The organism is Actinacidiphila sp. bgisy145, assembly GCF_057708125.1.
On sequence record NZ_JBYIRL010000012.1, the window covers coordinates 49,414 to 62,932 of the forward strand.

12 protein-coding genes are annotated in these 13,519 nt (G+C 73.2%); all 12 read left to right on the plus strand.

Going from position 1 to position 13,519, the window contains the following annotated elements; all coding sequences use genetic code 11:
- Positions 1-180 precede the first annotated feature (180 nt).
- The 12 genes from AC3ERT_RS13200 to AC3ERT_RS13255 all read left to right on the plus strand — a co-directional run bounded on the left by AC3ERT_RS13200 (position 181) and on the right by AC3ERT_RS13255 (position 13,495).
- A complete protein-coding gene (locus AC3ERT_RS13200) occupies positions 181-1,905 on the plus strand; it encodes a nitrite/sulfite reductase (protein ID WP_435129907.1) in 1,725 nt (574 codons plus the stop codon).
- Positions 1,902-2,093 carry a hypothetical protein gene (locus AC3ERT_RS13205; protein ID WP_335979849.1) on the plus strand — a complete coding sequence of 64 codons (192 nt, stop codon included), beginning with the start codon at positions 1,902-1,904 and terminating at the stop codon, positions 2,091-2,093. The genes AC3ERT_RS13200 and AC3ERT_RS13205 overlap by 4 nt, the downstream gene beginning before the upstream one ends.
- A complete protein-coding gene (locus AC3ERT_RS13210; protein ID WP_435129910.1) occupies positions 2,090-2,797 on the plus strand; it encodes a phosphoadenylyl-sulfate reductase in 708 nt (235 codons plus the stop codon). Before AC3ERT_RS13205 ends, AC3ERT_RS13210 begins: the two co-directional genes overlap by 4 nt.
- Before the next feature lie 110 nt (positions 2,798-2,907).
- Entirely contained in the window at positions 2,908-3,459 is a 552-nt protein-coding gene (cysC, locus tag AC3ERT_RS13215; protein WP_335979853.1) for an adenylyl-sulfate kinase, read from the plus strand.
- 4 nt (positions 3,460-3,463) lie between these two features.
- Complete coding sequence (gene cysD / locus AC3ERT_RS13220; protein WP_435174130.1) at positions 3,464-4,399, plus strand: sulfate adenylyltransferase subunit CysD; 936 nt, start codon at positions 3,464-3,466, stop codon at positions 4,397-4,399.
- A 2-nt stretch (positions 4,400-4,401) separates the two neighbouring features.
- A complete protein-coding gene (locus AC3ERT_RS13225) occupies positions 4,402-5,748 on the plus strand; it encodes a sulfate adenylyltransferase subunit 1 (protein ID WP_435129917.1) in 1,347 nt (448 codons plus the stop codon).
- Positions 5,749-6,076: 328 nt separating this feature from the next.
- A complete protein-coding gene (locus tag AC3ERT_RS13230) occupies positions 6,077-7,225 on the plus strand; it encodes an aliphatic sulfonate ABC transporter substrate-binding protein (RefSeq protein ID WP_435129920.1) in 1,149 nt (382 codons plus the stop codon).
- A gap of 49 nt (positions 7,226-7,274) precedes the next feature.
- Positions 7,275-8,078: an ABC transporter ATP-binding protein gene (locus AC3ERT_RS13235; protein ID WP_435129923.1), complete on the plus strand. Its 804-nt coding sequence runs from the start codon at positions 7,275-7,277 to the stop codon at positions 8,076-8,078.
- Entirely contained in the window at positions 8,065-9,009 is a 945-nt protein-coding gene (locus AC3ERT_RS13240) for an ABC transporter permease (protein WP_435129926.1), read from the plus strand. The genes AC3ERT_RS13235 and AC3ERT_RS13240 overlap by 14 nt, the downstream gene beginning before the upstream one ends.
- 2 nt (positions 9,010-9,011) lie before the next feature.
- Entirely contained in the window at positions 9,012-9,809 is a 798-nt protein-coding gene (locus AC3ERT_RS13245; RefSeq protein ID WP_335984349.1) for a sirohydrochlorin chelatase, read from the plus strand.
- A 279-nt stretch (positions 9,810-10,088) separates the two neighbouring features.
- Positions 10,089-12,314: an MMPL family transporter gene (locus tag AC3ERT_RS13250; protein WP_435174255.1), complete on the plus strand. Its 2,226-nt coding sequence runs from the start codon at positions 10,089-10,091 to the stop codon at positions 12,312-12,314.
- Positions 12,315-12,403: 89 nt separating this feature from the next.
- Positions 12,404-13,495, plus strand: coding sequence for a sigma-70 family RNA polymerase sigma factor (locus AC3ERT_RS13255; protein ID WP_335984348.1), 1,092 nt, complete (start codon positions 12,404-12,406; stop codon positions 13,493-13,495).
- Positions 13,496-13,519 lie beyond the last annotated feature (24 nt).

A 13,519-nucleotide genomic window follows, 5' to 3' on the forward strand; every position in this document is an offset into this window, starting at 1 on the left:
CGGCGCGCTGAGCGCCGACCCCCGCCGTCCCCGCCGTCGTGGATGCGTGAGAGCCGCCTGCCGTCTTCGGCGAGCCGTGATGCCCTGCGCCCGCGCAGGCACCCCCGGGTCGCTCCCGGCCGCATGCAGCCGCCTCGCGCCGTACCGACCCGTATACGCCTGCCCGAAGGACGCATCGCCATGGCCTCCAGCCCTGAGTCCCCCCAGCCCCCGGCCGGGAGCCCCGCTCCGAAGGCCGCGGCCGCCCGCCGCAGGACCGGGCGGCACCGCGGCGAAGGCCAGTGGGCGCTGGGCCACTTCACTCCGCTGAACGCCAACGAGCAGTCCAAGAAGGACGACGACGGCCTCAACGTGCGCACCCGGATCGAGACGATCTACGCGCACCGCGGCTTCGACTCGATCGACGGCGCCGACCTGCGCGGCCGGATGCGCTGGTGGGGGCTGTACACCCAGCGGCGGCCCGGGATCGACGGCGGCCGCACCGGCGCGCTGGAACCGGAGGAGCTGGAGGACAGCTACTTCATGATGCGGGTGCGGATCGACGGCGGCCGTCTGACCGTGGCCCAGCTGCGGGTGATCGGCGAGATCTCCCAGGAGTTCGCCCGCGGCACCGCCGACCTCACCGACCGGCAGAACATCCAGTACCACTGGATCAGGATCGAGGACGTGCCGGAGATCTGGCGGCGGCTGGAGGAGGTGGGCCTGTCCACCACCGAGGCGTGCGGCGACGTGCCCCGGGTGATCCTCGGCTCCCCCGTCGCGGGCATCGCCGAGGACGAGATCGTCGACGGCACCCCGGCGATCGAGGAGATCCACGCCCGCTACATCGGCAGCAAGGAGTTCTCCAACCTGCCGCGCAAGTTCAAGACCGCGATCTCCGGCTCCCCGCTGCTGGACGTGGTGCACGAGATCAACGACATCGCGTTCGTCGGGGTCGACCACCCCGAGCACGGCCCCGGCTTCGACCTGTGGGTCGGCGGCGGCCTGTCCACCAACCCCAAGCTGGGCGTGCGGCTGGGCGCGTGGGTGCCGCTGGGCGAGGTGCCCGAGGTGTGGGCCGGCGTGGTCGGCATCTTCCGCGACTACGGCTACCGGCGGCTGCGCTCGCGCGCCCGGCTGAAGTTCCTGCTCGCCGACTGGGGCGCGGAGAAGTTCCGCCAGGTGCTCCAGGACGAGTACCTGCGGCGCCCGCTGCTCGACGGGCCCGCGCCCGAGCAGCCGGCGCAGGTGTGGCGCGACCACATCGGCGTGCACCGGCAGAAGGACGGCCGCTACTACATCGGCTTCGCGCCGCGGGTCGGCCGGGTCGACGGCGCCGTCCTGACGAAGGTCGCCGAACTCGCCGCCGCGCACGGCTCGGACCGGCTGCGCACCACCGCCGACCAGAAGCTGATCGTGCTGGACGTCGAGGAGGACCGGGTCGCGTCGCTGTCCGCCGGGCTGGAGGCGCTCGACCTCCAGGTGCGGCCCTCGCCCTTCCGGCGCGGCACCATGGCCTGCACCGGCATCGAGTTCTGCAAGCTGGCGATCGTGGAGACCAAGGCCCGCGGCGCCTCGCTCATCGACGAACTGGAGCGGCGGCTGCCGGAGTTCGACGAGCCGATCGCCATCAACATCAACGGCTGCCCCAACTCCTGCGCCCGCATCCAGACCGCGGACATCGGCCTGAAGGGCCAGCTGATCACCGACTCCGACGGCAACCAGGTCGAGGGCTACCAGGTGCACCTGGGCGGCGGCCTCGGCCTCGACCCGGGCTTCGGCCGCAAGGTCCGCGGCCTGAAGGTCTCCGCCGACGACCTGCCCGACTACGTCGAGCGGGTGCTCGGCCGCTTCCAGGCCGGACGCGGCGACGGCGAGCGCTTCGCCCAGTGGGCGGCCAGAGCCACCGAGGAGGAACTGTCGTGACGGAGCGCGCCGCGCCCTTCTACTGCCCCTACTGCGGCGACGAGGACCTGCGTCCCTCGGAGCAGGGGCACGGCGCCTGGGAATGCCGCGCCTGCAACCGCGCATTCCAGCTGAAGTTCCTCGGCCTGCTCGCCGAGGGGTTCAAGGCTCCCTCACCGCACGGCTCTTCCGACGGAGGCGCACCGTGACCACCGCTCCGCACCGTACCGCGCAGGACCTCCAGCGGCTGGCCGAACAGGCCGGCCGCGACCTGGAGGAGGCGCCCGCACTCGACGTGCTGCGCTGGGCCGCCGACACGTTCGGCAGCCGCTTCTGCGTCACCTCCTCGATGGAGGACGCCGTCGTCGCGCACCTGGCCTCGCGGGCCATGCCCGGCGTGGACGTCGTCTTCCTCGACACCGGCTACCACTTCCCGGAGACCATCGGCACCCGGGACGCGGTGGACGCCGTGATGGACGTGAACGTGATCACGCTCACCCCGGCGCAGACCGTCGCCGAGCAGGACGCGCAGTACGGCGCGAAGCTGCACGACCGCGACCCTGACCTGTGCTGCGCGCTGCGCAAGGTCGCCCCGCTGGAGGCCGGGCTGCGCGACTACGACGCCTGGGCCACCGGGCTGCGCCGGGACGAGTCCCCGACCCGGGCCGGCACGCCCGTCGTCGGCTTCGACGCCAGGCGCGGCAAGGTGAAGATCGCTCCCATCGCCCGGTGGACACAGGAAGACGTGGAAACATACGTCGCCGAGCACGGGGTTCTCACGAATCCGCTGCTGATGGACGGCTATGCCTCGGTCGGCTGCGCCCCCTGCACCCGCCGGGTGCTCGAGGGCGAGGACGCCAGGTCGGGCCGGTGGGCCGGCCTCGGCAAGACCGAGTGCGGGATTCACCTGTGAGTCCGGCCGTCGAACCTGTGAATACACCCCGGAGTGCGGCTGCCCGCAGCGGCACGCAACCGACGACGAACCGACCGGCGGCGCACCCGCCGGGGAACCAGGAGGACCGGATGAGCGGCGGAGCCACCGTATGGCTCACCGGCCTGCCCAGCGCCGGCAAGACCACCATCGCCACCGCGCTGGCCGGCCGGCTGCGCGCGGAGGGCCGGCGGGTCGAGGTGCTGGACGGCGACGAGATCCGCGAGTTCCTCTCGGCCGGCCTCGGCTTCACCCGTGAGGACCGGCACACCAACGTGCAGCGGATCGGCTTCGTCGCCGAACTGCTGGCCGCGCACGGGGTGCTGGTGCTGGTCCCGGTGATCGCGCCGTACGCCGACAGCCGCGAGGCGGTCCGCAAGCGCCACGAGGCGCGCGGCACCGCCTACGTCGAGGTCCATGTGGCGACCCCGGTGGACGTCTGCTCGGTCCGGGACGTCAAGGGGTTGTACGCCAAGCAGGCCGCGGGGCAGCTGACCGGCCTGACCGGGGTGGACGACCCGTACGAGGTGCCGCTCCGCCCGGACCTGCGGATCGAGACCGAGGGCAGCACCGTCGAGCAGTCGGCGGCGGCGGTGTACGCGTACCTCGGGGACAGTGGCCGCATCGCGAGCGAGAAGAGGTAGGGGCATGACGACGACCGTCGCGCAGAGCGGGGCCAGTGCCAGTCCGTACGCGCTCACGCACCTGGACGCGCTGGAGTCCGAGGCGGTGCACATCTTCCGCGAGGTCGCGGGCGAGTTCGAGCGGCCGGTGATCCTCTTCTCCGGCGGCAAGGACTCGATCGTGATGCTGCACCTGGCGCTCAAGGCGTTCGCGCCCGCCGCGGTGCCGTTCTCCCTGCTGCACGTCGACACCGGCCACAACTTCCCCGAGGTGCTCGCCCTGCGGGACCGCACGGTGGCCGAGCACTCGCTGCGGCTGCACGTGGCGAAGGTGCAGGACTACATCGACGACGGGCGGCTGCGCGAGCGCCCGGACCGCCTGCGCAACCCGCTCCAGACGGTGCCGCTGACCGACGCCATCCGCGAGCAGCGCTTCGACGCGGTCTTCGGCGGCGGGCGGCGCGACGAGGAGAAGGCCCGCGCGAAGGAGCGGGTCTTCTCGCTGCGCGACGAGTTCTCCCAGTGGGACCCGCGCCGCCAGCGCCCCGAGCTGTGGTCGCTGTACAACGGCCGGCACGCCCCGGGCGAGCACGTGCGGGTCTTCCCGCTGTCGAACTGGACCGAGCTGGACGTGTGGCAGTACATCGCCCGGGAGCACATCGCGCTGCCGGAGATCTACTTCGCGCACCGCCGGGAGGTCTTCCAGCGCTCGGGGATGTGGCTGACCGCCGGCGAGTGGGGCGGCCCGAAGGACGACGAGCCGGTGCAGACCCGGCTGGTGCGCTACCGCACCGTCGGCGACATGTCCTGCACCGGCGCGGTCGACTCCGACGCCACCACGCTCGAAGCGGTGATCACCGAGATCGCCGCCTCCCGGCTCACCGAGCGGGGCGCCACCCGGGCCGACGACAAGATGTCCGAGGCCGCGATGGAAGACCGCAAGCGCGAGGGGTACTTCTAGCCATGACCGGCACCACGAGCCCGATCACCGCCGAGCAGCTGTCGGCCACCACCCTGCTGCGCTTCGCCACCGCCGGCTCCGTCGACGACGGCAAGTCCACCCTGGTCGGCCGCCTGCTCCACGACTCCAAGTCGGTCCTCACCGACCAGCTCGAAGCCGTCGAGCGCGTCTCCCAGGACCGCGGCCAGCAGGCCCCCGACCTCGCCCTGCTCACCGACGGCCTGCGCGCCGAACGCGAACAGGGCATCACCATCGACGTCGCCTACCGCTACTTCGCCACCGCCCGCCGCCGCTTCATCCTCGCCGACACCCCCGGCCACGTGCAGTACACCCGCAACATGGTCACCGGCGCCTCCACCGCAGAACTCGCCGTCGTCCTCGTCGACGCCCGCAACGGCGTCGTCGAACAGACCCGCCGCCACGCCGCCGTCGCCGCACTGCTGCGCGTGCCGCACGTCGTCCTCGCCGTCAACAAGATGGACCTCGTCGACCACGCCGAACCCGTGTTCGCCGCCATCGCCGAGGAGTTCACCGCCTACGCCGACTCCCTCGGCATCCCGGACGTCACCGCCATCCCGATCTCCGCCCTCGCCGGGGACAACGTGGTCGAGCCGTCGGCGAACATGGACTGGTACGGCGGCCCGACCGTCCTGGAGCACCTGGAGACGGTGAAGGTCGGCCACGACCTGACGTCCTGCCCGCCGCGCTTCCCGGTGCAGTACGTGATCCGGCCGCAGACCGCCGAGCACCCCGACTACCGCGGCTACGCCGGGCAGATCGCCTCCGGGCTGCTGCGGGTGGGCGACCCGGTGACGGTGCTGCCCTCCGGCCGCACCACCACCATCGCCGGGATCGACGCGCTCGGCTCGGCCGTGGACACCGCGTGGGCGCCCCAGTCGGTGACGCTGCTGCTCACCGACGACGTGGACGTCTCCCGCGGCGACCTGATCGCGCCGACCGCCCACGCCCCGGCCACCACCCAGGACATCACCGCCACCGCCTGCCACCTGCACGAGCGGCCGCTGCGGGTCGGCGAGCGGGTGCTGCTCAAGCACGCCACCCGCACCGTCAAGGCGATCGTGAAGGCGCTGCCGTACCGGATCGACCTGTCGGACGGCCTCGCCCACGAGGAGCACCCGGCGGCGCTGGAGGTCAACGACATCGGCGCGGTGGTGCTGCGCACCGCCGAGCCGCTGCCGGTCGACGCCTACGCCGAGTCGCGGCTGACCGGGTCGTTCCTGCTGATCGACCCCGCCGACGGCGCCACCCTCACCGCGGGCATGGCCGGCGAGCCGTTCGCCGCCCGCCCGCAGGCACCGGCCGCCGACGACGACGGATGGGACTTCTGACGGTGCAGCCCACCAAGGAAGCCTTCTCGGGCTTCGCGAAGGAAGGCGGGCGGGTCGGCAGCGGCACGCTCGGCGCCGGAACGGGCGGGGTCCCGCGATGTGCGGGCTGACCCGCCCGGCCGCGGCCCGCACCACCGCCGCGACCACCGTGTGCCGCGCACCGCGCACCCCCGGCGTCCCGCCGGGCTGCCCGGCCACCCGGCCCAGACCGCCCCACCGGGCCCGGCGCACCGCGCCGCGGCCCCGCTTTCGAAGACCTGACGCCACTCCGGCCGCGCCCTAGCCTCCACCGGGCGCGACACGCCGGGCCTTACGAAGGGACACACCCGTGTCTGCCCTGCCCCGCACCTCGGCGCCGCACCGCTCGTCGCGCCGCCGCAGACTCCTCGCCGCGGCCGCCGCGCTGCCGATCCTCTTCGGCGCGCTGACCGCCTGCGGCTACGGCTCCGACAAGTCCGACGACTCCGCGACCACCGCGCCGGCCGCCAGCGGCAGCGCGAGCACCAAGAAGCTCTCCACCGACGAGGTGAAGATCGGGTACTTCCCGAACCTCACCCACGCCACCGCGCTGGTCGGGCTGAAGGAAGGCTTCTTCCAGCAGGAGCTGGGCAGCACCAAGATCAAGCAGGCCACCTTCAACGCGGGCCCGGCGGAGATCGAGGCGCTCAACGCCGGTTCGATCGACATCGGCTGGATCGGCCCCTCGCCGTCCATCAACGGCTACACCCAGTCCAACGGCTCCGACCTGAAGATCATCTCGGGTTCGGCCTCGGGCGGCGTGAAGCTGGTGGTCAACCCGAAGAAGATCAAGACGGTCGCGGACCTCAAGGGCAAGAAGATCGCCACCCCGCAGCTGGGCAACACCCAGGACGTGGCGCTGCTGAACTTCATCAAGTCCAAGGGCTGGAAGGTCGACGCGCAGAGCGGCAAGGGCGACGTGTCGGTGGTGCGCACCGAGAACTCGCTGACCCCGCAGGCGTACGCCAACGGCTCCATCGACGGCGCGTGGGTGCCGGAGCCCACCGCGTCGAAGCTGGTGGACGAGGGCGCGAAGGTGCTGGTCGACGAGAGCACGCTGTGGCCGAACAAGCAGTTCGTGATCACCAACGTGATCGTGTCGCAGAAGTTCCTCACCGCGCACCCGGACGTCGTGGAGGCGGTGCTGCGCGGCTCGGTGAAGACCAACGCGTGGATCAACGCCAACTCCGACAAGGCGAAGGCCGACGCCAACGCCCAGCTCAAGGCGCTGACCCAGAAGGCGCTGCCGGCCAGCCAGCTCGACCCGGCGTGGAAGTCCATCAGCGTGGTCGACGACCCGCTGGCGAGCACCGCGAAGGCCGAGGCGGAGCACGCGGTGGCGGCGGGCCTGCTCAAGTCGCCGAAGCTGGACGGGATCTACGACCTGACGCTGCTCAACAAGGTCCTCAAGGAGCAGGGCAAGCCGACGGTCAGTGCCGCCGGGCTCGGCACCCAGTAATCCCCGCTCCCATCCACCGCATCCCATGTGCAACCGAGGACCCCAGGAGGTGACCACCATGGCCGACACCCTCACCGGCCCCGCGGCACCGTCGGCGGGACCCGCCGGGTACGCCGCGCGCATCGACCATGTTTCGAAGGCGTTCGGCCGGCCCGGCGCCGGGCAGCTCGTGCTGGACGACATCACGCTGGACGTGGCACCGGGCGAGTTCGTCTGCCTCCTGGGGGCTTCGGGGTGCGGCAAGTCCACCCTGCTGAACCTGGTGGCCGGGCTGGACAAGCCGTCGGCCGGCGCCATCGAGACGCCCGGCGGGCGGCCGGCGCTGATGTTCCAGGAGCACGCGCTGTTCCCGTGGCTGACCGCCGGCAAGAACATCGAACTGGCGCTGCGGCTGCGCGGGGTGCCGCGCGAGGAGCGCCGGACCGAGGCCGAGCGGCTGCTGTCGCTGGTGCGGCTCGGCGGCGCCTACGGCAAGCGGGTGCACGAGCTGTCCGGCGGCATGCGGCAGCGCGTCGCGCTGGCCCGGGCGCTCGCCCAGGACAGCCAGCTGCTGCTGATGGACGAGCCGTTCGCGGCGCTCGACGCGATCACCCGGGACGTGCTGCACGACGAGCTGACCCGGGTGTGGTCCGAGACGGACCTGTCGGTGCTGTTCGTGACGCACAACGTGCGCGAGGCGGTCCGGCTCGCGCAGCGGGTCGTGCTGCTGTCCTCGCGGCCCGGCCGGATCAACCGGGAGTGGGCCATCGACATCCCGCAGCCGCGCCGCATCGAGGACGCGGGCGTGGCCGACCTGTCCGTCGAGATCACCGAAGAACTCCGTGGGGAGATCCGCCGCCATGGCCAGCACTGAGACCGGAGCGAAGGGCACCGAGCCGCTCGGCGGCGACCAGCGGGCGCGGCAGGAGCAGGACGCCCGGCAGGAGCAGGACCTGTCCGGCCTGGAGGCCGGCCTGGACGCGCTGGAGACCGTCGCGGCCGGCCGCACCCCGGTCGGCCAGGTGCTGCTGAAGAAGGTGCTGCCGCCGCTGAGCGCGGCCGTGCTGGTGCTGGTGGTCTGGCAGCTGTGCGCGTGGGGCAAGGTCGCCGACCCGACGAAGCTGCCCAGCCCGCACGCGGTGTGGCAGGAGCTGGTGGACCGGTGGAACGCCGGCGACCTGTTCTCGATCATCTGGACCAGCGTGGAGCGCGGCCTGCTCGGCTTCCTGGCCGCGCTGGTGATCGGCACCCCGCTGGGCCTGCTGGTCGCCCGGGTGCCGTTCGTGCGGGCGGCGATCGGGCCGATCCTGTCCGGGCTCCAGTCGCTGCCGTCGGTGGCGTGGGTGCCGGCCGCGGTGATCTGGCTGGGGCTGAGCGACTCGGCGATGTACGCGGTGATCCTGCTCGGCGCGGTCCCGTCGATCGCCAACGGCCTGGTGGCCGGCATCGACCAGGTGCCGCCGCTGTACCTGCGGGCCGGCCGCACCATCGGCGCGACCGGGCTGCGCGGCGCCTGGTTCATCCTGCTGCCCGCCGCCCTGCCCGGCTACGTCGCGGGGCTGAAGCAGGGCTGGGCGTTCTCCTGGCGCTCCCTGATGGCCGCCGAGCTGATCGCGTCCTCCCCGGACCTCGGGGTGGGGCTGGGCCGCTACCTGGAGAACATGCGGGAGGCGTCCGACATGGCCGGGGTCTTCCTCGGCATCCTGCTGATCCTCGTGGTGGGCATCGCGATCGACCTGATCGTCTTCAGCCCGCTGGAGCGGTGGGTGCTGCGCAGCCGCGGCCTGACCGCGCGGGCCCAGTAGCCGTGCGCCGCGCCCGTACGGACCCGCCCGCGCTGCTGGTGATCGCGCACGGCTCGCGCGACCCGCGGCACGCCGCGACCGTACGGGCGCTCACCGCGCGGGCGGCCGCGGCCCGCCCGGGGCTGCGGGTGGACACCGCGTTCCTCGACTTCTGCACCCCGTCGGTGCCCGACGCGCTGCGGGAGCTGGCCGGCGGCGGGGTGCGCGAGGTGGTGGCGCTGCCGCTGCTGCTGACCCGGGCCTTCCACGCCAAGGCCGACATCCCGGCGGTGCTGGCGGACGCCGCCGCGCGCCTGCCGGGGCTGCGGCTGCGGACCGCGGGCGTGCTCGGCCCCTCGCCGCTGCTGGTCGCCGCCCTGGAGCGGCGGCTGCGGGCGGCCGGGGTACGGCGCCGCGACCGGGCCGGCACCGGCGTCGTCCTGGCGTCGGCCGGCTCCACCGACCCGGAGGCGGGCGCGGTGCTCGCTGATATCGCGCGGGAGTGGCGGCGTACCGGTTGGTGCGCCGTGCGGCCCGCGTTCGCCTCCGCCTGCCTGCCGCGCACCGAGGACGCGGTGCGCGCGCTGCGCGCGGAGGGCGTACGGCGGATCGCCGTGGCGCCGTATGTGCTCGCGCCCGGCTTCCTGCCGGACCGGATCGCGCGGGGCGCGCGGGAGGCAGGCGCGGACGTGCTCGCCGACGTGCTGGGCCCGGCGCCCGAGGTGGCCGAACTGCTGCTGCGCCGCTACGACGAGGCGCTGCCCGGCCCGGTCCTGCGGCCCGCGCTGGCCGGCGCCGGGTCCGGCGCGCCCGCTGCCTGAACCGGCCCGCGCCGCCCGCCGCGCGCTGCGTGTAAGGGGCAGCCACCGCCGCGGTCAGGGCCCGCCCCCGACGCCGGGGTGGGGACAGCCCCACCCTCAGGAGGGAGAACACCTCACCGGAAGTCACCTGTTGGCCGGATGGGTGCGCGTCCCCCGGGCCCATAGCGTCATGGGTGACAGAGCGGCAGGTCGACAAGCCGCCACCCACGACGATCCTTCAAGGGGGACACCGTGAGTCGCGCTCGCGCACACGGCAGCAGAACGGGCATCGCGGCGGCCATGGGAGGCTGGAGCGCCCGGCACCGCTGGGCGGCGGTCGGCGGCTGGCTGCTCTTCGTCATCGCCGTCATGGTGATCGGCCAGTCGGTCGGCCGCACCGACCTGGACCAGTCCCGTTCCATGGCCGGCGAGGTCAACCAGGCGGCGACGATCATCGACGACGCCGGGCTCCAGGACAAGGCCGGCGAGATGGTGCTGGTGCAGACCCCGCACGGCACCGTCACCGACCCGGCGGTCCGCACCGCGGTCGCCGACGTGGTGGGCGCGGTGCGCGCCACCGGCCTGACGACCGCGATCACCTCGCCGTACGACACCCAGGCCATATCCGAGGACCACCGCTCGGCGCTGGTCCGGTTCGACATGCGCGGGTCGGCCGACGACGCCCCCGACCATGTGCAGCCGGTGCTCGACGCGGTGGCGAAGACCCAGCGGGCCCACCCGGACCTGCGGATCGAGGAGTTCGGCGACGCCAGCGGCGACCACGCGGTCAACAACGCCTTCGGCAGCGACTTCAAGACCGCCGAGTACTCCGCGGTGCCGGTCGCGCTGGCCATCCTGCTGATCGCGTTCGGCGCGCTGGTCGCCGCGCTGCTGCCGGTGGCACTGGCGATCACCGCGTTCCTCGGCGCCGGCGGGGTGGTGGCGCTGGTCAGCCACGCCATCCCGATGAGCGACACCGCGAACTCCGTGATGCTGCTGGTGGGTCTGGCCGTCGGCGTCGACTACTGCCTGTTCTACCTGCGCCGGGAGCGCGAGGAGCGCGCCGCCGGCCACGACGCGGCCACCGCGCTGCGGATCGCCGCGGCCACCTCCGGCCGGGCGGTGCTGATCTCCGGGTTCACCGTGATCGTGGCGATGGCCGGGATGCTCTTCACCGGCATCGGCGACTTCAAGGCGATGGGCATGGCCACGATGATCGTGGTGGCGATCGCGATGTTCGGCTCCGTGACGGTGCTGCCCGCGCTGCTGTCGATCCTCGGCGAGCGCGTCGAGAAGGGCCGGGTGCCGCTGATCGGCCGCAGGTCCCGCGGCGCCGGGGCCCGCGCCCAGGCCGCGCACGGCGGCAGCCGCTTCTGGCGGACCGTGCTGCGGCCGGTGCTGCGCCACCCCAAGGTCTCCACGCTGGTCGCCGGCGGCGCCCTGATCGCACTCGCGGTGCCCGCCTTCTCGATGCACACCGCGAACCTGACCACCCAGCAGGAGCTGGGCGACGGCCTGCCGATCATCAAGACCTACGAGCACATCAACGCCGCCTTCCCCGGCGGTCCCGACCCGGCGCACGTGGTGGTCAAGGCCGACGCGATCAACGCGCCGCAGGTGAAGAAGGCCATCGCCGACTTCCGCGCGGAGGCGGTCCGTTCGGGCGCCAGCACCGGCCCGGTCACCGTCACCGTGCACAGCGCGCAGAACGTCGCCCAGATCGACGTCCCCCTGGCCGGCGGCAGCGACCGCGCCAAGGCCGAGGCCGACGTGCGCCTGCTGCGCGACCAGGTACGGCCCGACACGCTCGGGAAGGTCGGCGGGGTGCAGGCGCCGGTCACCGGTGAGACCGCGTCCTCGATGGACTTCACCCACAAGATCACCAGCAGCGTGCCGCCGGTGTTCGCGTTCGTGATCGTCTTCGCCTTCCTGCTGATGCTGCTGTCCTTCCGGTCGCTGACCGTCGCACTGACCTCGATCGCGCTGAACCTGCTGTCGGTGGGCGCCGCCTACGGGGTGCTGACCCTGGTCTTCCAGCACGGCGTGGGCGCCTCGCTGGTCGGCGCGCACAGCAGCGGCGCGGTGGTGGCCTGGCTGCCGCTGTTCCTGTTCGTGATCCTCTTCGGGCTGAGCATGGACTACCACGTGTTCGTGGTCTCCCGTATCCGCGAGGCCCGCAGCCGCGGCCTGACCACCAAGGGCGCCATCGAGCACGGCATCACCACCACCGCGGGCGTGGTCACCAGCGCCGCCGTCATCATGGTCGCGGTCTTCGCGATCTTCGGGACACTGTCGATGCAGAGCATGAAGCAGATGGGGGTCGGCCTGGCCTGCGCGGTGCTGGTGGACGCCACCGTGATCCGCGGGGTGCTGCTGCCGGCGCTGATGACGCTGCTCGACGAGCGCAACTGGTACCTGCCGCGGTGGCTGCACTGGCTGCCGGACATGACGCACGACGAGTCGGCCGTGTCGGAGCCGCCGGCCGCCGGCGACCGGCCGCGCCACGCGGTCCCCGACCGGGTCTGAACCCCCGCGACCTGCACGGATCAACGACAGTGCCCCCGCGCCGCCTCGGTTCGGGGGCACTGTCGGTGCCCGCCGGTACGGTGGCCGTCATGAGCGTAGGGCAGAGCACGCGGGCCGCGGTGGCGGCCGGACCGGCCGGACCCGGCGGCGGGATCGAGGAGCGGCTGGAGGCGCACCGGGCGGAGTTGACCGGGTACTGCTACCGCATGCTCGGCTCCGCCTTCGAGGCCGAGGACGCGGTGCAGGAGACGATGGTGCGCGCCTGGCGCGGCGCCGGCGGCTTCGAGGGCCGGGCGAGCCTGCGCTCGTGGCTGTACCGCATCGCGACGAACGTCTGCCTGGACAGCCTGAAGGCCGGCCGGCGACGGGCCCGGCCGATGGACCTGTCCCCGGCCGGCCGGGCCGACGCGATGCTGCCCGACCGCACCCCGGCCGCGGAGTGGGTGGAGCCGGTGCCGGACGTGCGGGCCCTGCCGTCGTCGGGCGACCCGGCGGACGTGGTGGTCTCCCGCGAGAGCATCCGGCTCGCCTTCGTGGCCGCGCTCCAGCACCTGCCGCCCCGGCAGCGCGCGGTGCTGATCCTGCGGGAGGTGCTGGCCTGGAAGGCGAGCGAGACCGCCGAACTGCTGGGCACCACCGTGGCGTCGGTGAACAGCGCCCTGCAACGCGCCCGCGCCACCCTGGCCGGCGCCGGGGTCTCCTCCTCCCACGAGGCCGGGCAAACCCCCTCCGGCGCCCCCACGTCCGGCCCGGCGGCGGCTCCCGCGGCCATGGACCGGGAGCAGCAGCTGCTGCTGGAGCGCTATGTCGACGCCTTCGAGCGGTACGACCTGGACGCCCTGACCGAACTCCTCCACCAGGACGCCACCTTGTCCATGCCGCCGTACCCGATGTGGCTGCGCGGCCATGAGCAGATACGGGCCTGGCTGACCGGCACCGGCCGGGAGTGCGAGGGCTCACGGCTGCTGCCGGTCGCCGCCAACGGCACGCTCGGTTTCGGCCAGTACCGCCGGGACCCCGCCGGGCGCGGCCACCGCGCGTGGGCCCTGCAAGTGCTGGAGGTCTCCGCCGGCCGTGTCAGCGGGCTCAACTCCTTCCTCGACGTGCAGCGGCTCTTCCCGCTCTTCGGGCTGCCACTCGAACTGCCCGCCGAGCCCGGCGAGTTCGAGCAGGCCACGTAACGCGGGCGAGGCGCCGCGCAGCCG